The organism is Pseudomonas karstica (assembly GCF_009707515.1).
In the GTDB taxonomy this organism is placed as follows: domain Bacteria; phylum Pseudomonadota; class Gammaproteobacteria; order Pseudomonadales; family Pseudomonadaceae; genus Aquipseudomonas; species Aquipseudomonas karstica.
In genome coordinates, this window is record NZ_WLYI01000056.1 from 1 (window position 1) to 20,359 (window position 20,359).

The following is a 20,359-nucleotide window of genomic DNA, read 5'->3' on the forward strand; positions in this document are numbered from 1 at the left end:
CGTCGATCACCGATCACCTGTAGCCGCTGGCGCAGCCTGCGATCGGCTGCGCAGCAGTCGCCTGGGCCTTGAAATTGCTGAAGGTCCTGCGGCCCTTATCGCAGCCTCGTGCCTCGACAGCGGCTACAGAAGCCCGTCGATCACCGATCACTTGTAGCCGCTGGCGTAGCCTGCGATCGGCTGCGCAGCAGTCGCCTGGGCCTTGAGATTGTTGAAGGTCCTGCGGCCCTTATCGCAGCCTCGTACCTCGGCAGCGGCACGCTAGATCAACCAACTGCCTTCCAACTCCAGCAATTTCAACTTGTTCTCGATCCCGCCGCCAAAACCAATCAACGTCCCGTCACTGCCTACCACTCGATGGCAGGGGATGATGATGGCAATCGGATTGGCCCCGTTGGCCTTGCCCACGGCGCGAATTGCCTTGGGATTGTCCAGGTGCCGGGCCTGTTCGCCATAGGTCCAGGTTTTTCCATAGGGAATCAGCAGCAGCGCCTGCCAGACTTGTTGCTGAAACGGCGTGCCCACCGGCGCCAGGGGCAGGTCGAAAACCTCCCGCTTGCGCGCAAAGTATTCATCCAGTTGCCGGCATACGTCATCCAGCTCATGGGTCGCCAGTTGCCAGTGCTCCTGGACATGCTGGTGGTGCACGTCCATATACAGCAGGCGCAAGCCCTGTTCGTCAGCCGCCAGTAGCAATGGGCCCAGCGGGCTTGGGTGATAGCAATAAAACATTAAGGTCAATCCACATAGGCAGACAACAAAGTTCGCATATTTGCACTTCACCGTCTCGAGTGTTTTTTGTGTGTCTAGATATTCGCTGCACAGAATTTTCACATTTCATCCAAGACAATTCACCGGCTCTGCTTCCTTGCCAAGGCTCTACACTCAGGGCCGGCAGCGGGGACATATGGCGCGGAGGCAGTAATCAATAGCGTTGATGTCGTTGATCGGGCACCATTTGCCCGGCCGCGTTAACACCTCGGGCCCATCTGTCTGGGCGAGGCATTACACCGCTGCATTAATTCGCAACTTAAACTTCCAATGGGTCCTAAAACGACATGGCAAACCCGGACGCCCTGAGTCAGCAGCGAGCTGCTAATAATCGCTTGCTGCAACCGACCGTCAAATCCCATCTGGCTTATACGCTGCTCTGCGCTCTGGTCATGATGGTGATGTTATCCCTGCTGCGCCTGGCGCTGCTGGTGTACAACCGCGAGATGATCCTCGACACACCGGCCTCGACCTTCCTTGAAGCGTTCGGCAATGGCCTGCGCCTGGACTTGCGCCTGGTGGTGTACCTGAGCATTCCTCTGCTGCTGTCGCTGTTCAGCGTACGGGCGATGGCGGCACGCGGGTTCTTCCGTTTCTGGCTGACTGTCGTCTCCAGCATCGCCCTGTTCCTGGGCCTGATGGAAATGGACTTCTACCGTGAATTCCACCAGCGCCTCAACGGCCTGGTCTTCCAGTATGTCAAGGAAGACCCGAAAACCGTGATGAGCATGCTCTGGTACGGTTTCCCGGTGGTGCGCTACCTGCTGGCCTGGGCCGTGGGGACGCTGATCCTGAGTATCGCCTTCAAGGGCGCCGACCGTGCGACCCGGCCACGCGGCCCGTTCAGCGGTGGCACCATCGGCACCCGCCAAGTGGCGCCGTGGTACACGCGCATCGCGGTGTTTGTGGTGTGCCTGTTGATCGCTGTGGTCGCGGCCCGTGGCACCCTGCGCCAGGGCCCACCGCTGCGTTGGGGTGATGTCTACACCACCGACTCGAACTTCGCCAACCAGTTGGGCCTCAATGGCACCCTGTCGCTGGTTTCTGCGGCCAAGGCGCGGTTCTCCGAGCACCGGACCAACGTCTGGAAAGCCACGCTGGAACAACCATTAGCCACGCAGACTGTGCGCGACATGCTGGTAATGCCGGACGAAAAACTGGTAGACCCCGATTCCGCCGCCGTGCGCCGCGACTTCACGCCGCCGGCCGAGAAGACCCTGCCGATCAAGAACGTCGTGGTCATCCTGATGGAAAGCTTCGCCGGCCATTCGGTGGGCGCCCTGGGTCGGCCGGGCAACATCACGCCGTACTTCGACAAACTGTCCAAGGAAGGCCTGCTGTTCGACCGCTTCTTCTCCAACGGCACGCATACCCACCAGGGTATGTTCGCTACCATGGCTTGCTTCCCGAACCTGCCAGGTTTCGAATACCTGATGCAGACCCCGGAAGGCAGCCACAAGCTGTCGGGCTTGCCACAGTTGCTCAGCGCCCGTGACTTTGACGACGTGTATGTCTACAACGGCGACTTCGCCTGGGACAATCAGTCGGGCTTCTTCAGCAACCAGGGCATGACGAACTTCATCGGCCGCAATGACTTCGTCAACCCGGTGTTCTCCGACCCAACCTGGGGCGTATCCGACCAGGACATGTTCGACCGTGGCCTGGAGGAGTTGAAGGCGCGTGAAGGCGGCAAGCCGTTCTATGCGTTGCTGCAAACCTTGTCCAACCACACCCCGTATGCCTTGCCGACACCGTTGCCGGTGGAGAAAGTCACTGACCGTGGCAGCCTCAACGAGCATTTGACAGCCATGCGCTACTCCGACTGGGCCTTGGGCCAGTTCTTTGAAAAGGCCCGCAAGGAGCCATACTTCAAGGAAACCCTGTTTGTGGTCGTCGGCGACCATGGTTTTGGTAACGAGCAGCAGATCACTGAAATGGACCTGGGCCGCTTTAACGTGCCGATGTTGCTGATCGCGCCGGGGGTGCAGGAAAAATTCGGCGTGCTGGACCACACCGTGGGTACGCAGATCGATATCGTGCCGACCATCATGGGCCGTCTCGGTGGCGAAACCCGTCACCAGTGCTGGGGTCGTGACCTGCTGAACCTGCCGGAAGGCGACAAAGGCTTTGGCGTGATCAAACCCTCGGGCAGCGACCAGACTGTCGCCTTGCTCACGGGTGACCGCGTGCTGGTGCTGCCCAAGGAAATGCCGGCGAAGTTGTGGCAATACCAGTTGGGCGCAGAATCGAGCGGGAAGGTGATTCCTGAATCGGCGGACGAGGCTGCACTCAAGCAGAAACTCGAATCGTTCCTGCAAACAGCCACCAAGAGCCTGCTGGACAACACAGCAGGGGTTGTGGACGGCATACCGGACTAAATAGCAGTCAATAAAAAGAGGCCTTTTTGAAGGCCTCTTTTTTTTGCTCATTATTCACTGTAGGAGCGAGCTTGCTCGCGAAAAACTCAAGATCAGCGCGTTGTTAAACCCGAACCCGCGTCATCGTTAAAGACCTTCGCGGGCAAGCCCGCTCCTACAGGGATTTTATATCTTGCCGAGCAACAACAGGATCAACAGGACTACCAGCACAGTACCGAGAATGCCCGAGGGGCCATAACCCCAATTGCGCGAGTGCGGGAACACCGGCAGGCCACCGACCAGCAGGAGGATCAGGATAATGATAAGAATGAGGGTCATGGTTTGTTTTCCTTATTGTCTTCTGAAGAGCCTGTTGTTTAATAGTCGGCCCGCTCTATAAGTGCGAACACCTTAATAACTCTGACGAAGCGGTGGATGAGAAAATTCCCTCTTTTTTAAAACTTTTTGTTTGGTGGCTTATTTCCTTTAATGCCAACGTGATTAATAAAGTAACGTTTGAAAAAGATTGAACTTGCAGCATACCCTCGCTATTGGACCGGGCCTGCGGTTTGCCTGGGGCATTCAGCAGTCTGATGGTGCATGGGGCCAGGAAAAACCTTCGCTACACTGCGGTTCACTTCTTCCGTGAACCACAAGGCTACTTCCTATGCAAAATCGCATGATGATCACCGGCGCAGGGTCTGGCCTGGGCCGCGAAATCGCGTTGCGCTGGGCTCGCCAGGGCTGGCAATTGGCATTGTCGGACGTCAGCGAGCCCGGCCTGCAGGAAACCCTCAAGCTGGTGCGTCAGGCCGGTGGTGAGGGGTTCACCCAGCGTTGCGATGTGCGTGACTACAGCCAACTCACCGCCTTCGCCCAGGCCTGCGACGTCAAGCTGGGTGGCATTGATGTCATCGTAAACAACGCCGGTGTGGCGTCCGGAGGTTTTTTCAGCGAATTGTCCCTGGAAGACTGGGATTGGCAGATCGCGATCAACCTGATGGGCGTGGTCAAGGGCTGCAAGGCATTCCTGCCGCTGTTGGAAAAGAGCAAAGGCCGGATCATCAACATCGCTTCCATGGCAGCGCTGATGCAAGGCCCGGCCATGAGCAATTACAACGTGGCCAAGGCGGGTGTTGTGGCGTTGTCGGAAAGCCTGCTGGTGGAGCTCAAACAGCAGGAAATCGGCGTGCATGTAGTGTGCCCATCGTTCTTCCAGACCAACCTGTTGGATTCGTTCCGCGGCCCGACCCCGGCGATGAAGGCACAGGTGGGCAAATTGCTGGAAAGCTCGCCCATCAGCGCCGCCCAGATTGCCGATTACATCTATCAGCGTGTCGCCGAGGGCGAGTTCATGATCCTGCCCCATGAGCAGGGACAGATGGCCTGGGCGTTGAAGCAGAAGAATCCGCAGTTGCTCTACGACGAAATGACAGTGATGGCGGACAAAATGCGGGCCAAGGCGCAGTTGATGAAAGGGTAAACCCGCCGGACAGATAGACGCAGTGTTTAGTGCTGGGGTGAGATGGCGGTTCTATCGCTATTTGTCTGTCAGGAAAATTAACCAGGATTTGTAGGGCATGCCTGTTTACTCCGCACGGCATTGATGGCCGGGAGGTGAGCAGGCATGGTCAATACCCGGTAACTTTTCAAAGGACAAACGCCATGCTGGTATTGGGCCGTGCAATAGGCGAAATCATCTCCATCGGAAATCACATCACCGTGCGCATCCTGGAGGTGAACGGTACTCAGGTGAAACTCGGCGTGGAAGCGCCGGCCGAGGTCAAGGTGCATCGTTCTGAGGTCTATCAGAAGATGCTCAACCAGCAGGCGTCGAGACCCCGGGTGCCCGAGCCCAACCCCTAGTCAAACAGGTGCTTGGGCACATCGTGCTTGAGCATCAACTGGCACTGTTCACTTTCCGGATCGAATACGATCAGTGCCTGCCCCTTGGTCAGTGCCTGGCGCACCCGCAGCACTCGGGTTTCCAAGGGCGTTTCGTCACCATTGTCGGTACCGTCGCGGGTGACGAAGTCTTCGATGAGGCGGGTCAATGTGTCGACTTCAAGTTGGTCGTAGGGAATCAGCATACAAGCCTCATATCAATAATCCCGGCGATGCTACTGCGCCGGGGTCATTGTTGCCAGCGTCAGGTCTTTTGCCCTACCAGACTGTCCACCGACGGCACACGCGTGTCGCTCTCCATCTGCGTTTCATGTTCCAACTGATGACTGAAACGGTCCAGGGAACCCTGGGCGGGTTGTGCATCGCTGGCGAACACCGGCGGGCTGAGAATATAGGCACCGAGCAGACGACTCAGGGCCGCCAGGCTGTCGATATGGGTACGCTCGTAACCGTGGGTGGCGTCACAACCGAACGCCAGCAGGGCGGTGCGGATATCGTGGCCGGCGGTCACCGCGGAGTGGGCGTCGCTGAAGTAATAGCGAAACAGGTCGCGGCGTACTGGCAGTTCGTTGTCCGAGGCCAGGCGCAACAGGTGACGTGACAGGTGATAGTCGTAGGGCCCGCCGGAGTCCTGCATGGCCACGCTCACCGCGTGTTCGCTGGAGTGCTGGCCGGGGGCGACCGGTGCAATGTCGATACCGACGAACTCACTGACGTCCCACGGTAACGCCGCTGCCGCGCCACTGCCGGTTTCCTCGGTAATGGTGAACAGTGGGTGGCAGTCGATCAGCAACGGTTCGCCACTGTCGACGATGGCCTTGATCGCGGCCAGCAACGCTGCGACGCCAGCCTTGTCATCCAGGTGACGGGCGCTGATATGGCCGCTGTCGGTGAATTCCGGCAGTGGATCGAAAGCGACGAAATCACCGACGCCTACCCCAAGGGAGTCGCAATCGGCGCGGGTCGCACAGTAGGCGTCCAGGCGCAGTTCAATGTGGTCCCAACTGATGGGCATCTCGTCCACGGCGGTGTTAAAGGCATGCCCCGAGGCCATCAGTGGCAACACGCTGCCGCGGATCACGCCGTTGTCGGTAAACAGGCTGACGCGGCTGCCTTCGGCAAAACGGCTGGACCAGCAGCCCACCGGCGCCAGGGTCAGGCGGCCATTGTCCTTGATCGCCCTCACGGCGGCACCAATGGTGTCCAGGTGTGCGGAGACGGCGCGGTCGGGGCTGTTTTTTTGGCCCTTGAGGGTCGCGCGAATAGTGCCGCGACGGGTCATTTCAAAGGGAACGCCCAGTTCTTCCAGACGTTCGGCGACATAGCGCACGATGGTGTCGGTAAACCCGGTGGGGCTGGGAATGGCGAGCATTTCCAGCAGCACTTTTTGCAGGTAGACGAGATCCGGTTCGGGAATGGTTCGGGTCATAAGGGGTCCTTTTGGTTACAAGCTGCAAGTTAGATGCAGGCGGCTTTGCGCTTGCAGTTTGTGGCTTTCAGCTTGCAGCTTGTTCAACACATTCAGCTATGGGGAAACAACAAGTCCACAAACCTCTCCGCCGTTGGCTGGGGTTCATGGTTGGCCAATCCGGCCCGTTCATTGGCTTCGATAAACACGTACTCCGGTTGGTCGGCGGCTGGCACCATCAGGTCCAGGCCGACCATGGGAATGTCCAGTGCCCGCGCGGCGCGTACAGCGGCATCCACCAGCGTGGGGTGCAAAATGGCCGTCACATCCTCCAGGCAGCCCCCGGTATGCAGGTTGGCAGTGCGGCGCACGGCCAAGTGTTCACCCTGGGGCAGAATGCTGCTGTAGTCATAGCCTGCTGCTTGCAGGGTGCGCTGGGTCTCGTGATCCTGGGGGATTTTGCTTTCGCCGTCGGTGGCGGCCTGACGGCGACGGCTCTGGGCTTCGATCAACGCGCCGATGGAATGTTGGCCATCACCGATGACCTCGGCCGGTCGGCGAATGGCGGCGGCGACCACCTCGAAACCGATCACCACAATGCGCAGGTCCAAGCCTTCGTGGAAGCTTTCCAGCAGCACTCGGCTATCGAATTGACGGGCTGCCGCGATAGCTTTTTGCACCTCTTCGATGGTCTGCAAATCCACCGCCACGCCCTGGCCTTGTTCGCCATCCAGCGGCTTGACCACAATGCGCTGATGTTCGTCGAGGAACTCCAGGTTGTCGTCGGCGCTGCCGGCCAGTTGCTGGGCTGGCAGGTTAAGCCCGGCAGCCTTGAGCACTTTATGGGTCAGGCTCTTGTCCTGGCACAACGTCATGCTGATGGCGCTGGTCAGGTCGCTCAATGACTCGCGGCAGCGTACCCGGCGCCCGCCGTGGTTCAAGGTGAATAACCCTGCATCGGCATCATCTACCTGTACATCAATTCCGCGCCGATGGGCTTCCTCGACAATGATCCGCGCATAGGGGTTGAACCCGGCTTGGGGCCCCGGGCCGAGGAACAACGGCTGGTTGATGCCGTTCTTGCGCTTGATGGCAAAGGTGGTCAGCGGCCTGAAACCGAGCTTGGCGTAGAGGTTTTTCGCCTGGCGGTTGTCGTGCAACACCGACAGGTCCAGGTAGCTCAAGCCACGACTCATGAAGTGCTCGATCAGATGGCGCACTAGCACTTCGCCAACGCCCGGCCGACTGCATTGCGGGTCCACTGCCAGGCACCAGAGGCTGCAGCCGTTTTCTGGATCGTGAAACGCCTTTTGGTGATTGAGGCCCATAACGCTGCCGATCACTGAGCCGCTGTCCTCGTCCTCGGCCAGCCAATACACCGGGCCGCCTTGGTGGCGCGGAGTCAGTAGTGCCGGGGTCACGGGCAACATCCCGCGTCCTTGGTAAAGCTGATTGACGGCCTGCCAATCGGCTTCGCTCTGTACCCGGCGAATGCGAAAGCCACGAAACACCCGCGTCGCGGGGCGATAGTCGCTGAACCATAGGCGCAGGGTATCGGACGGGTCGAGAAACAGTTGTTGCGGGTCAATCCCGAGAATCTGTTGAGGCGCCGCCACGTACAGGGCGATATCCCGTTCCCCGGGCTGCTCGTTGAGCAGCTCCAGGGCCAGGCTTGCCGGGTCGCAAAACGTATGGCCGATCAACAACCGGCCCCAGCCGCAATGTACGGCGACCGACGCGGGGCTCAGCTCACTGCCGTCTTCGGCTAAGCGGGCTTGCAAACGTTCGTAGGACGGCGACTGGCCGCGCAGCAAGCGTTGGCTGTAAGCCGTGGCATGAGGTTTCATCGGTCAGATTCCTTGTTCGCTGAGCCACAGGTTCAGCGCCGCCAATTGCCACAGTTTGGAGCCGCGCAACGGCGTCAGTTGGCCGTGCGGGTCGGTGAGCAGGCGGTCAAGCATGGCCGGGTTGAACAGGCCGCGATCCTGGCTTGGATCGAGCAGCAGGTCACGCACCCAATTCAAGGTATCGCCTTGCAAATGCTTGAGGCCGGGCACCGGGAAGTAACCTTTCTTGCGGTCGATGACCTCACTGGGGATCACCAGGCGCGCAGCTTCTTTCAAGACCTGTTTGCCGCCATCGGGCAGTTTGAATTTGCCTGGCACCCGCGCCGACAACTCCACCAGGCGATAGTCCAGAAACGGCGTTCGCGCTTCCAGGCCCCAGGCCATGGTCATGTTGTCGACACGTTTGACCGGGTCGTCCACCAGCATTACCGTGCTGTCCAGGCGCAGAGCCTTGTCCACCGCTGCATCGGCGCCTGGCTGGGCGAAATGCTCGCGAACGAAGTCACCGGCGGCGTCATTGGCGGTCAGCCATTTCGGCGCAACGGTAGCGGTATAGTCAGCATGACTGCGGTCAAAAAACGCTTCGCGGTAGGCCGCATACGGGTCGCTGGCACCGTCCACCTCGGGGTACCAGTGGTAGCCGGCGAACAACTCGTCGGCGCCCTGGCCGCTTTGCACCACTTTGCAATGCTTGGCCACTTCCCGGGACAGCAGGTAGAAGGCGATGCAGTCATGGCTGACCATCGGCTCGCTCATGGCGCGGAAGGCGGCCGGCAGTTGCTCGATGATCTCGCTCTCGGCGATGCGCAGTTGATGATGACGGGTGCCGTAATGCTTGGCGATCAGATCGGAGTATTGGAATTCGTCGCCGCGCTCGCCGCCGGCGTCTTCAAAGCCGATGGAGAAGGTCGACAAATCTTGCACGCCGACTTCGCGCAACAGGCCCACCAGCAGGCTTGAATCAACGCCGCCGGAAAGCAGCACACCCACATCCACCGCCGCCCGTTGACGAATCGCCACGGCGTCGCGGGTGCTGTCGAGCACGCGGTCGCGCCAGTCTTCCAGGGTCAGGTTGGCTTCATCGGCATGGGGCCCGTAGGGCAGGGTCCACCAGGTTTTCTGCTCGGTAGTACCGTCGGCATCGACGCGCATCCACGTCGCCGGCGGCAGTTTTTCAATGCCCGCCAGCAAGGTGCGCGGCGCAGGCACCACGGCATGGAAATTCAGATAGTGATTGAGCGCGACCGGGTCAAGGATCGGGTTGATATCGCCACCCTTGAGCAGCGCCGGCAACGCCGAGGCAAAACGCAAGCGCTGGCCGGTGCGCGACAGGTACAACGGCTTCACGCCCAGGCGGTCGCGGGCAATAAACAGACGTTGGGCGTCACGCTCCCAGATGGCAAAGGCAAACATGCCGTTGAGCTTGGGCAGCAGCGCTTCACCCCAGGCGTGATAACCCTTGAGCAGTACTTCGGTGTCGCCGCCGGAATAAAAGGCATAGCCCAGGGCTTCAAGCTCTGTGCGCAGTTCCGGGAAGTTGTAGATCGCGCCGTTGAAGGCCAGGGACAGGCCCAATTGGGCATCAACCATCGGTTGGGCAGAGCCGTCCGACAGGTCCATGATTTTCAGGCGGCGATGGCCCAGGGCAATTGGCCCTTGGGCGTGAAAGCCCCATGCGTCGGGGCCACGAGGGGCGAGGTGATGGGTGATTCGTTCGACTGCTGCCAGGTCGGCAGGTTGATGATCAAAGCGTAACTCGCCAGCTAATCCACACATAAATTCCTTACCGGTTTTCCGTTGGGGAGGTTTTGGGGTACTAGAGAACTGACAAGCTCATGTGGCAGGAGTTTTAGATCGATCAGTTATAAGCAGGCCATGCTCGTCCTTGCGCAGGTCACGTTTGTGCGGTGAGGAGGCTTGCGCCCAAAGGTGTTAATTAAGTCATGGAACGATGGGACTTATGCATTGGTAAGGCACCTCAACCCCCTGATTATTGAATTATTAATCGCACTAAGGCTCGGCTAGTCTTTAACTCCGTCATAAATGTAAGGATGTAATTATGGAACAGGGAATTTCTCTGGAGAGTAATAGCCAAGCCGACGCGCGTGATGTCTCAGTTGCACTGCTGGAGATGACAGGCAGTTTGGAAAAGTCTGAGATTTTGCAAAGCAAACTTCCCGAGTGGTTGATGAAGGCTTCTGCGGAGTCCATAGAATGTTTGAATGAAGCGGCCAGCGCTGTTCTTTCCCTGCACACCGATGTCCAGCGTCACCTGAAAGGTTTAAAAGGTATCGAAGGGTTTTGCCGGGAGCGTCTGCGAACGGCCTTGGCTGCACAGTTTTCTCACGGGCTGGATGTCGATAAAGACCGTTTGTGGCTGCCACAGACAGATCGCGTGGCAATTGGGCCCCCGTTTTATCGTGATCTTACAACGCATTCGTATTGGGTCAGCCATACGCTGTTAGAAGCCGCGATGCAGAACTTTACTGCAGCAGAAGAACAGGTAGGCGATGACGGCATGCCTGCCCAGGCCCGGCTGGAAAGCGCAACGGCCCTCCTTCAGCCCACGGCCTTCGCCCGTTGTTGCCGTGCCCTGGACTTGGGCCGGCTTTATCAGGAACACTTGCTACAGGTGTTCGATATCGAGGCTCCTGCCAGTGCTGTTGACGAAAGTCCAGTCGCCCTCGCAATCAAGAAACTAAGAGGCGCGGCTTTTAAGTTGGACATATGGGTTGCTTTCTTGAAACAGCATATTTCCAGGGCGGCTTTAGATATGTTGCAGTTATTTCAGGCGAGAGGCGCGACCACAAAACACAGCGATATTATGTACGGCAATCGGCCGGTTATTATTCAGGGGTTGGAGGCCCATACCGCTTGTCTGTGGGGCGCAGTGGTATTTTCCACACGTTCGATCGAAGAGTTCTCAAACGAAAAGTGCATTGTGTACATGCCGGGGGATGCCCAGCGCTGTGTGTACGAGTACGCGTTATTCAGCGACTTTCAGGAACACATTGAGGAGCAGTTGAAGGCCCCCCTCTATGCGCAGGCATTTACCCGTTACATCGACGAAGCCAGCCGCCTGGATTTTTTCAAGGCCGTCTCGGATAACGCGGGCCTTGGGCGAATCAAACAACGTCTGATCAACACCGACCTGATGAGTTTTTATTGGCAAAGCCTGGTCGGCAAGTTGCAACTCGATAGTCGGATATTGGCGGTCCCCACCGAAGATGTTGACGCCGAGGAGCGGCAAAAACGTCTGGATGGCTACTGGGAAGCCGGGCTCACCCTCGCCAATATCGGTGCGCTGTTCATTCCGGTCTTGGGCGAACTGATGATGGGCGTCGCTATCGGCCAGTTGGTAGGAGAGGTTTATGACGGTGTCGAGGACTGGCGGGCCGGTGATAAACAGCAGGCGCTGTCTCATCTGACCAATGTCGTGACAAACGTCGCCATGCTGGCAGTGTTCGCCGCAGGCAACGCGGCGCTTAAGGTTCGGGCCGGGCAAAGCAGTAGCGCGGCTTTTTTCGATGACTTCGAAGCAGTCGAAAACACAGGCCAGCGCCGGCTTTGGAAACGCAGCCTGAAGGCCTATCGCCAGTCTGTAGATATCAGCGTCAAAGCCGATGCGGACGGTATTTACCGGGAGGGCGGGAAGACCTACTTGAAGCTTGACGACGATGTGTTGGCGGTTAACCTTGATCAGGCGTCCAATACCTGGCGCATCATGCATCCCACGGACCCCAAGGCGTTTACCCCAGCGGTGGCACTTAATGGCGACGGGGGCTGGCGTTATATCGCCGAACGTCCTTCTGAATGGGAGAACGCCAGCTATGCGCTGATGCGTCTGGCGCCAGATCTGGTCAACGTGGGCAATAACCGCTTGGCGGCGGTGCAGGAAATCACCCATTCGCCGTTGTCACGCCTGCAACAGTGGGGGCTCCAGGACCGTCCCGTATCGCCACGATTCAGGGACCAGGCCCAACGCTTCATGTTGGAGCAACGCATTCGTGATTGTATCTGGCACCTGGAAAACGAAGGGCAGCCCACGGCCGACAATCAGGTTTTGTTGTTGCATGCATTGCCGGCGTTGCCCCAGTGGCCCAAGCACAGTTTTTTTGAACTGTTTGATGCTCAGGGCAACCTCATCGACAGCTATCCACAGGGGCTCACCGTAACGGCGGAACATAGAGCTATCCGGCTTTCCGAGCACCAATTGCGCTACGAAGGCGCCATGGGGATTGCACTTGAGGGCATTGGCCCGCAAGAGCGCGAGCAGTTGCTCAGTGGTACGCCTGATGCCGCGACACCCGGCCAGCGCCTGGCCGGCAGGCTGGCAAGTTGGATGAAGGAGGAGCCTGGAGTGCTTTTTGACAAGCTCTATCAGGCATACGACCGGCCATCGAGCGGCGAACACATGCTGTTCAAGCAACGCTTTGCGCACTTGCCGGTCAAGGCGGCCCAGCAACTGCTCGACCACGCCAGCAGTTTTGAGCGCCTGCGCCTGTTCACTGATCGGCGCATTCCCATGCGCCTGGCTCAAGAGGCGCGCGAAACCATGGAGCAAGTGCTCGTCGACCGCGCCTGTGCCGAACTGTACTTGCCGGGGCGCGGATTGTTCCATGCTGAGTTCAAGCCTTTTCAGTTACTCCAGCGTTTGCCCGGCTGGTCCGACGACTTCGCCCTGGAGCTGCGTGACGGCAGTGTCCACGGTAGCCTGTTGGAGCGCATAGGCCCGCAGAACGCGGCGGTGCGTCGGATAGTCGTCAAGCTTGATGACTTGCATGAAGCTTTCGACGAGGCGGGCAAGACCCTCGGGCCTGCTACCTCCGGGCCCGATAGCCTTTTCGATGCCTGCCTGCGAACGTTGCCACCCAGGCAAATGGAAGCATTGACGTTTTTCGAGAGTGACCGCCCCTACGGCTTTAAACTGCGCCTGAGCGTCTATGAACAGGCCATCAAAGACCGTGCGGCAGTGGCCCGGCTGCTCAAGGGGCAAACACTGGAGCATGCCGAAACGCGAGTGTTCTGCGAGCAAGCCCATCCGCCTGCCGCCGTTGTCACCCACGCACATCCACGTACCCTGGTGCGCAAGACGCGCCGGTTGTTTCCGTTGTTCAGTGAGGCCCAGGTCAGTCAATTTCTGGATGAGCAGGGCGCGGATCACTTGCAGCGCGCCGAATCGATCAAGGCCCTTGAAGAACAACTTAAAGCCCTGCGCGCCAGCTTGAAGTTCTGGAAGCACTCCCCGCCGGGCGCTGCCAGCGAACTGCAGGCCAGCCGTAGGCAGGTGGCCGACTTGATCGAGAACGCCTGGCGGCGCCTGGCCTTTGTTCGGGGCGAGGGTCGCGACACTGTGCTCGGTTTGAACCTTGAGGGTATGCGCGTAGGAGGGCTGCCGACGCTGCCGGCTCAGGTCAGTTTCAGGCATCTGCGCAACGTGTCTCTGAACAACATGGAGCTGGACAACAACGTTGCTTATTTTCTCAAGTCGTTCACTCACCTCGAGTCGCTGGACCTTGGGCGCAACAAGATTTCCCGGCTGCCGGAAATTCTCTCCCACATGCCTGGCCTCAAGCGTTTGATGTTGCCGTCCAACGGGCTGAGCTTGACGGACTACACCCTGGGGAAACTCGCCAATATGCGCAACCTGGTGACCCTTGACCTGAGTGACAACGCCTTGGGCGGTACACCCGATGTCGGCAAGATGCTGGACCTGGTCAACCTGAAATTACGCGCTACCGGCCTGAGCGAACTGCCCGTTGGCCTGTCGCGGTTACCCAAACTGGATTTTGTCGACCTGCGGGAAAACGTGATAACGCAACTGCCCGATTGGTTGTTTGAAGCCCCCCGCAGCTTCGCTGAAAGAATCAACCTGCGGCTCAATCCGCTATCGGCCAACAGCGTTTCCAGTATCAACGTCTATCGTGGCCGAACCGGTATAGGCATGGGCTTTTTGGAGGACGATATCGCGGCCATGAACGAGTCCAGTGCCCGCCAGCTCTGGTTGCCGGCCTTGGCCTCGGAAAAACAGGCTATCTGGACTGACTTCAAGGACGATCCACGCGGCGAGGCATTGTTCAAGCTCCTGGCTGAACTGGGTCACAGTGCCGATACCGAGTTTGTGCATGAGGATCAGGTCCGGCGGGTGTGGGAGGTCCTGGAAGCGGCTCACGGCAACGCAGAGTTGCGTGATCAGGTATTTAACCTCGCGGCCAACCCGATCAACTGCAATGACGCCGCTGCTACTAATTTCAGCCATTTGGAAGTGGCGGTGCGTGTGCATCAAGCCACCGAAGCGAGCGAGCGGGGCGCCTCCACATCGGCATTACTACGCGAAGGGCGCAGCCTGTTTCGTCTGGATCAACTGGAGAAACTGGCCCATGAGCACAGCCTGACCGACCCGACGGCGGACCCGGCAGAAGTGAGCCTGGCGTATCGCACCGGCCTGGTCGAATCGCTGGATCTGCCGGGGCAGCCGACTCATATGCGCTATGCCCGCTTGAGCGGAGTGACCGGCAGCGATCTGGAACTGGCTGCTGCACGGGTACGCAATGCCGAGCTGTCGTCGCAGTTCATGGATTATCTGGTGGAGCGCAAGTTTTGGCGTGCGCACCTGCACCGCCGCTATCCCCTGCGCTTTGAGCGTATGAACGAGCCTTTTCAAGGGGAGCAAGCCGCCGTTCTGGAACGTTCACATTCTATGCCGGACGCCGATTTTCAGCGTCAACTCAGTGACATAAGCGAACGCCGACAGGCCTCGGAAGGTGGCTTGTTGCGGACGTTGACCCAAGAGGAACTCAAGTCGGTGGATTTGGGCTGCACGCTTACGGGGAGCTGATTGCGCGGGGCTCAGGCTTGATTGCGGATCAGGCGCCGCAAGGCGAACCGGTTCGGGTGGCAGGCTTGGGCAACGCTGGCGGGTAGCGGCAGGGGTTCCCGGTTGAGCCAGGCCGCCAGCAACTCGCCGCACAGGGGCGCGGTGATCAGCCCGCGTGAGCCATGGCCGCTATTGATGTACAAACCGTCGAGCCAGGGGCAGGGCGTGTCTGGTACCTGGCGCGCGTCCTTGCGCAGGGCCGCGTAGGTTTGTGCGAAAGCCTGACTGTCTGCCAGCGGGCCGACAATCGGCAGGTAGTCCGGGCTGGTGCAGCGAAAGGCAGCGCGCCCCTCAAGTTGCGCGGGGTCGAGCTGGTTGGCGTGCAAGCGCTGCCACAGGTCGGCGCTGATGTCCCGCAGCATGTGCAGGTTACCGGCGTGTTCGCTGGCGGTGGGTGTCAGGTCCTCGTTGCTGAAGTCGAAACTGGCGCCTAGGGTGTGTTCGCCCAGGCGCGGCGGAGCAATATAACCCTCGCTGCAGACCACTGTTGCCAGTTCCCGGCTGGTCTCGGTTTGCGGCAAACAGGTGATTTGCCCACGGATGCGCTTGAGCGGCAGTTCGGCACTGGCGGCAAAACGAGTGACCTCGGCGGCCCCCGCCAGGATCACCACCGCAGCGCTGGCTAGAACCCGTTCTGCGTCCAGCGCTTGCCACTGGTCATCGACACGTTGCAGGTCGAGGGCGTTGTGATGCGTCATCACCTCGATCAACGGGTGCGTCGCTTGCCATTGGCAAAGTGCTGGCGGATGCACCCAGCCGCCTTCGGGGAAAAACAGCCCACCGTATTCCAGCGCTACGCCGGCCAGGGTTTGGGCCTGGGCCTGATCCAGGCAGTGCAACAGGTCCGGTGCAAAAGCATCGGCCAGGGTGGCCTGACGCTGGGCTTCCTTGGCATTGAACGCCAGTTGCAACACCCCGCAGGCGTCCCAGTCGACGCCCTGCTGTAACTGTTGCAGCAGGCGCCGAGTGTGGCCGAAGCCGCTGACAATCAGTTGGGACAATGCGGTGCCGTGGGCCGAGAGCTTGAGATAGAGCATGCCTTGCGGGTTACCGGAAGCTTCCTGGGCCAGCCCGGCATGGCGTTCCAGCAGGCTGACCCGCCAACCGCGGGCCGCCAGGCTGGCTGCCGTGGCGCAACCGGCTAGCCCGCCGCCGATGACCATGGCGTGGCGTTCGCCGCTGTGGGGTGCAGGGCGCGCGAACCAGGGCGCGGTAGCCGGTGGCTGTGGGGTTTGTTCGGGCCAGCCGAGAAACTCACCGCGCAGGATCTCCCACTTATGGCCGATCCCCGGTGTGCGCTTCATCTTGAACCCGGCGGCATTGATCAGTCGCCGTACCCAGCCGGTGCTGGTAAAGGTGCTGATGGTCGATCCCGGCGCCGCCAGCCGCGCCAGTTCGGCAAACAGTTCGGCGGTCCACATGTCAGGGTTCTTGGCCGGCGCGAAGCCATCGAGGAACCAGGCGTCGACCTGCGCATCCAGTTGCGGCAACTGTTTCAGGGCGTCGCCGATCAACAGGGTCAGGGTTACACGGCCGTTGTCCAGCACCAGCCGCTGAAAGCCTTGATGGATGGCGATGTATTGCGCCAGCAACTGATCGGCAAAGGGCTTGAGTTCCGGCCAGAGGGTGAGGGCGCGTTGCAGGTCGGCGTGAGTCAGCGGGTACTTTTCCACACTGACGAAATGCAGGCGCGCCCCTGCAACGGCCTGTTGTTCGAACAGTTGCCAGGCACACAGGAAGTTCAGGCCGGTGCCGAACCCGGTTTCGCCAATCACCAGGCAGCCACCCGGGGGCAACGCGGCAAAGCGTTCGCCCAGGCGGTTCTGTTCAAGAAACACGTAGCGGGTTTCTTCCAGGCCCGATTTATCGGAGAAGTACACGTCGTCAAACACCTGCGAGCGTGGGCGTCCCTGGTCGTCCCAATCGAGCTGGGCGTGCGGCAGTACTGGGTTCATGGGCAACTCGGCAAAGGCAAGGCAAGCATTCTAGCCGATCAACAGGCGCGTCATTGATCCATGGCAACCCGACATTGAATTTCCTCACGCCGGGCAATCTCCAATCCGCTAGTCTTGATCCATCTTGAAAGGGAGCCGCCCATGTTCGAATCTGCCGAAATCGGTCACGCCATCGACAAAGACACCTACGACGCCGAAGTGCCGGCCCTGCGCGAAGCCTTGCTGGAAGCACAATACGAGTTGCAACAGCAAAAGCGCTTCCCGGTGATCATCCTGATCAATGGCATTGAAGGTGCCGGCAAGGGCGAAACCGTCAAGCTGCTCAACGAATGGATGGACCCGCGCCTGATCGAAGTGCGCACCTTCGACCAGCAAACCGACGAAGAACTGGCCCGCCCACCGGCCTGGCGCTACTGGCGACAATTGCCGGCCAAGGGCCGCATGGGTATTTTTTTCGGCAACTGGTACAGCCAGATGCTCCAGGCGCGTGTCCATGGCGAGATCAAGGACGCCCGGCTGGATCAGGCGATTGCCGGTGCCGAGCGCCTGGAAAAAATGCTCTGCGACGAAGGCGCGCTGATTTTCAAGTTCTGGTTCCATCTGTCCAAGAAACAAATGAAGGCGCGGCTCAAGGCCCTGCAGGACGATCCGCTGCACAGCTGGCGCATCAGCCCGCTGGATTGGCAGCAGTCCAAGACTTACGACAAGTTTGTGCGTTTCGGCGAGCGGGTCTTGCGCCGTACCAGTCGCGATTACGCGCCTTGGCATGTGATCGAAGGCGTTGATGCTCACTACCGCAGCTTGACTGTCGGCAAGATCCTGCTCGACGGCCTGCAAAATGCCCTGAAAGTACCCAAGGCCAAAGCCAGTGGTATGAACCCGGCGCCGTTACCGTCTGCTGTTGATCAGATGAGCCTGCTCAACAGCCTGGACATGACCCAGCAGTTGGATAAGGACGATTACGAGGAACAACTGATTACCGAACAGGCGAGATTCTCGGGGCTGATGCGCGACAAGCGAATGCGCAAGCACGCGCTGGTGGCGGTATTTGAAGGCAACGACGCGGCGGGAAAGGGCGGAGCGATTCGCCGGGTCGCGGCTGCGCTCGACCCGCGCAAATACCACATCGTGCCGATTGCCGCGCCGACTGAAGATGAACGCGCCCAGCCCTATTTGTGGCGCTTCTGGCGGCAGATTCCGGGGCGCGGGATGTTTACCGTGTTCGACCGTTCGTGGTACGGCCGCGTGTTGGTGGAGCGGGTCGAAGGCTTTTGCAGCACGGCGGACTGGATGCGTGCCTACGGTGAGATCAACGACTTTGAAGAGCAACTGCGGGACGCGGGTGTGATCGTGGTCAAGTTCTGGCTGGCCATCGACAAACAGACCCAGTTGGAGCGTTTCCAGGCCCGGGAAGAGATCCCGTTCAAGCGCTTCAAGATCACCGAGGACGACTGGCGCAACCGCGATAAATGGGATGATTACCGCGCGGCAGTGGGCGACATGGTCGACCGCACCAGCACCGAGGTTTCACCCTGGACATTGGTTGAGGCCAATGACAAGCGCTGGGCACGGGTGAAGGTGTTGCGCACCCTCAATCGGGCGCTAGAGGAGGCGTTCGAGCAGTCCGACAAGCACGACAAAAAGGGCAAGAAAAAACACTAGGCCATGCTCACGCATACGCGGGGTGAATGATTGTCGCGGTTGATCAGGGCTGGATCTATGCTCGGTCCAGCTCTCAACAACCCCAACAAGAGGCAAGCCCATGCGTGAAGTAGTGATCGTCGACAGCGTGCGAACCGGCCTGGCCAAGTCCTTTCGCGGCAAGTTCAACCAGACCCGTCCCGATGATATGACTGCCCATTGCGTCAACGCTTTGCTGACCCGCAATGGCATCGACCCGGCCAGTGTCGAGGATTGTATCGTCGGTGCCGGCTCCAACGAAGGCGCCCAGGGCTACAACATAGGGCGCAACGTGGCGGTGCTGTCCCGCCTGGGCACCTCTACTGCGGGTATGACCCTCAACCGGTTCTGCTCCTCGGGTTTGCAGGCAATTGCCATTGCGGCCAACCAGATCGCTTCGGGCTGCAGCGACATCATCGTCGCCGGCGGCGTCGAGTCCATCAGCCTGACCATGAAAAGCGTCAATACCGATAACCTGATCAACCCGTTGCTCAAGGAGCAGGTCCCGGGCCTCTATTTTCCCATGGGCCAGACTGCCGAAATCGTCGCCCGTCGCTATAACGTCAGCCGCGAAGAACAGGATCTGTACGCCCTGCAAAGCCAGCAGCGCACGGCCCAGGCCCAGGTGGACGGGTTGTTCATTGATGAAATCGTGCCGATGGCGGTCAAGTACAAGGTCGAGGACAAAAACAGCGGTGAGGTGCAGATCCTTGATGGCGTGGTAGACCGCGATGACTGCAACCGTCCGGACACCACCTTGGCCAGCCTCGCGGGGTTGAAACCGGTGTTTGCCGAGGATGGCTCGGTGACGGCGGGCAACTCGTCGCAGTTGTCTGACGGCGCGTCGATGACCCTGGTGATGAGCCTGGAAAAAGCCCTGGCGCTGGGGCTCAAGCCCAAGGCGTTATTCCGTGGCTTTACCGTGGCTGGTTGCGAGCCGGACGAGATGGGGATCGGCCCGGTGTTCTCGGTGCCCAAGCTGCTCAAGGCGCGGGGTTTGCGGGTAGAGGATATTGATCTGTGGGAGCTTAATGAGGCGTTTGCTTCCCAGTGTCTGTATGCGCGTAATCGGTTGGAGATTGATAACGCCAGATACAACGTCAACGGGGGGGCGATTTCTATCGGCCATCCGTTTGGCATGACGGGGTCCCGGCAGGTCGGGCACTTGGTGCGTGAGTTGCAGCGGCGCAAGTTGCGTTATGGGGTTGTCACGATGTGTGTGGGCGGTGGGATGGGGGCTACTGGTTTGTTTGAGGCCTTGTAGTTGCAGTGGTGGGTTAAATCTGGTCGGGTGGGGTACATATCCTTTGCTGCGGTCACGGCGGCTTAGGGTTTCGCTTTTACAGCGACTCACTTTGGAAGAGCCCCAAAGTAAGCAAAGGGCTCTTGCCCCACCACTTGGCACCTCGCTCAGGCTCGGTGTGCCCGTAGTCCGACATTGCTCCGGGGGGTCGCCGCAATGGGCCATCCCTGGCCCAGTGCGGCTAAACCGGCGTCCTGCCGGTTTACCCCCCGAATCAATGCCGGACTCCGGCCATCGTGGTTTAACGGGGCGCCTA

Annotated in this window: 13 protein-coding genes; 6 read left to right on the plus strand and 7 right to left on the minus strand. The window is 59.6% G+C overall.

Going from position 1 to position 20,359, the window contains the following annotated elements:
* Nucleotides 1-261: 261 nt before the first annotated feature.
* Nucleotides 262-732 (minus strand): methylated-DNA--[protein]-cysteine S-methyltransferase, encoded by a 471-nt coding sequence (locus GIR22_RS25055; RefSeq protein WP_154745961.1) that lies wholly within the window; start codon nt 730-732, stop codon nt 262-264.
* Nucleotides 733-1,058: 326 nt separating this feature from the next.
* Here GIR22_RS25055 and GIR22_RS25060 point away from each other — a divergent pair, with 326 nt between their 5' ends.
* Nucleotides 1,059-3,149: an LTA synthase family protein gene (locus tag GIR22_RS25060; RefSeq protein ID WP_154745962.1), complete on the plus strand. Its 2,091-nt coding sequence runs from the start codon at nt 1,059-1,061 to the stop codon at nt 3,147-3,149.
* Between the two features lie 165 nt (nt 3,150-3,314).
* Here GIR22_RS25060 and GIR22_RS25065 read toward each other — a convergent pair whose 3' ends face one another.
* A complete protein-coding gene (locus GIR22_RS25065; RefSeq protein ID WP_154745963.1) occupies nt 3,315-3,467 on the minus strand; it encodes a DUF3309 family protein in 153 nt (50 codons plus the stop codon).
* A 328-nt stretch (nt 3,468-3,795) separates the two neighbouring features.
* Between GIR22_RS25065 and GIR22_RS25070 the strand changes: the two genes are divergently transcribed.
* Together GIR22_RS25070 and csrA are read left to right on the plus strand one after the other, a co-directional pair.
* Nucleotides 3,796-4,611, plus strand: a complete 816-nt coding sequence (locus tag GIR22_RS25070) for an SDR family oxidoreductase (RefSeq protein ID WP_154745964.1) — start codon at nt 3,796-3,798, stop codon at nt 4,609-4,611.
* A gap of 182 nt (nt 4,612-4,793) precedes the next feature.
* On the plus strand, nt 4,794-4,994 hold the full coding sequence (gene csrA / locus GIR22_RS25075) for a carbon storage regulator CsrA (protein ID WP_154745965.1): 201 nt from the start codon (nt 4,794-4,796) through the stop codon (nt 4,992-4,994).
* Here the strand turns inward: csrA and GIR22_RS25080 are convergent.
* The 4 genes from GIR22_RS25080 to GIR22_RS25095 form a co-directional block, all read right to left on the minus strand.
* The gene (locus GIR22_RS25080; protein WP_093421735.1) at nt 4,991-5,218 is read right to left on the minus strand and encodes a YheU family protein; all 228 of its coding nucleotides are present in this window, start codon (nt 5,216-5,218) and stop codon (nt 4,991-4,993) included. The two genes, csrA and GIR22_RS25080, sit on opposite strands and share 4 nt — an antisense overlap.
* A 59-nt stretch (nt 5,219-5,277) precedes the next feature.
* Nucleotides 5,278-6,462, minus strand: a complete 1,185-nt coding sequence (locus GIR22_RS25085; RefSeq protein WP_154745966.1) for an osmoprotectant NAGGN system M42 family peptidase — start codon at nt 6,460-6,462, stop codon at nt 5,278-5,280.
* 92 nt (nt 6,463-6,554) lie between these two features.
* Nucleotides 6,555-8,288: an N-acetylglutaminylglutamine synthetase gene (ngg, locus tag GIR22_RS25090; RefSeq protein WP_154745967.1), complete on the minus strand. Its 1,734-nt coding sequence runs from the start codon at nt 8,286-8,288 to the stop codon at nt 6,555-6,557.
* 3 nt (nt 8,289-8,291) lie between these two features.
* The gene (locus tag GIR22_RS25095; protein ID WP_154745968.1) at nt 8,292-10,064 is read right to left on the minus strand and encodes an N-acetylglutaminylglutamine amidotransferase; all 1,773 of its coding nucleotides are present in this window, start codon (nt 10,062-10,064) and stop codon (nt 8,292-8,294) included.
* Nucleotides 10,065-10,476: 412 nt separating this feature from the next.
* On the opposite strand from GIR22_RS25095, the gene GIR22_RS25100 reads away from it, so the two are divergent.
* Nucleotides 10,477-15,126 (plus strand): NEL-type E3 ubiquitin ligase domain-containing protein, encoded by a 4,650-nt coding sequence (locus tag GIR22_RS25100; protein ID WP_343039665.1) that lies wholly within the window; start codon nt 10,477-10,479, stop codon nt 15,124-15,126.
* An 11-nt stretch (nt 15,127-15,137) separates the two neighbouring features.
* Here the strand turns inward: GIR22_RS25100 and mnmC are convergent, their stop codons facing one another.
* Nucleotides 15,138-17,120 carry a bifunctional tRNA (5-methylaminomethyl-2-thiouridine)(34)-methyltransferase MnmC2/FAD-dependent 5-carboxymethylaminomethyl-2-thiouridine(34) oxidoreductase MnmC1 gene (gene mnmC, locus GIR22_RS25105; RefSeq protein WP_154745970.1) on the minus strand — a complete coding sequence of 661 codons (1,983 nt, stop codon included), beginning with the start codon at nt 17,118-17,120 and terminating at the stop codon, nt 15,138-15,140.
* Between the two features lie 141 nt (nt 17,121-17,261).
* On the opposite strand from mnmC, the gene pap reads away from it, so the two are divergent.
* Both pap and GIR22_RS25115 read left to right on the plus strand, forming a co-directional pair.
* A complete protein-coding gene (gene pap / locus GIR22_RS25110; protein ID WP_154745971.1) occupies nt 17,262-18,782 on the plus strand; it encodes a polyphosphate:AMP phosphotransferase in 1,521 nt (506 codons plus the stop codon).
* Between the two features lie 100 nt (nt 18,783-18,882).
* The gene (locus GIR22_RS25115; protein WP_154745972.1) at nt 18,883-20,064 is read left to right on the plus strand and encodes a thiolase family protein; all 1,182 of its coding nucleotides are present in this window, start codon (nt 18,883-18,885) and stop codon (nt 20,062-20,064) included.
* The last annotated feature ends 295 nt before the right edge of the window (nt 20,065-20,359 follow it).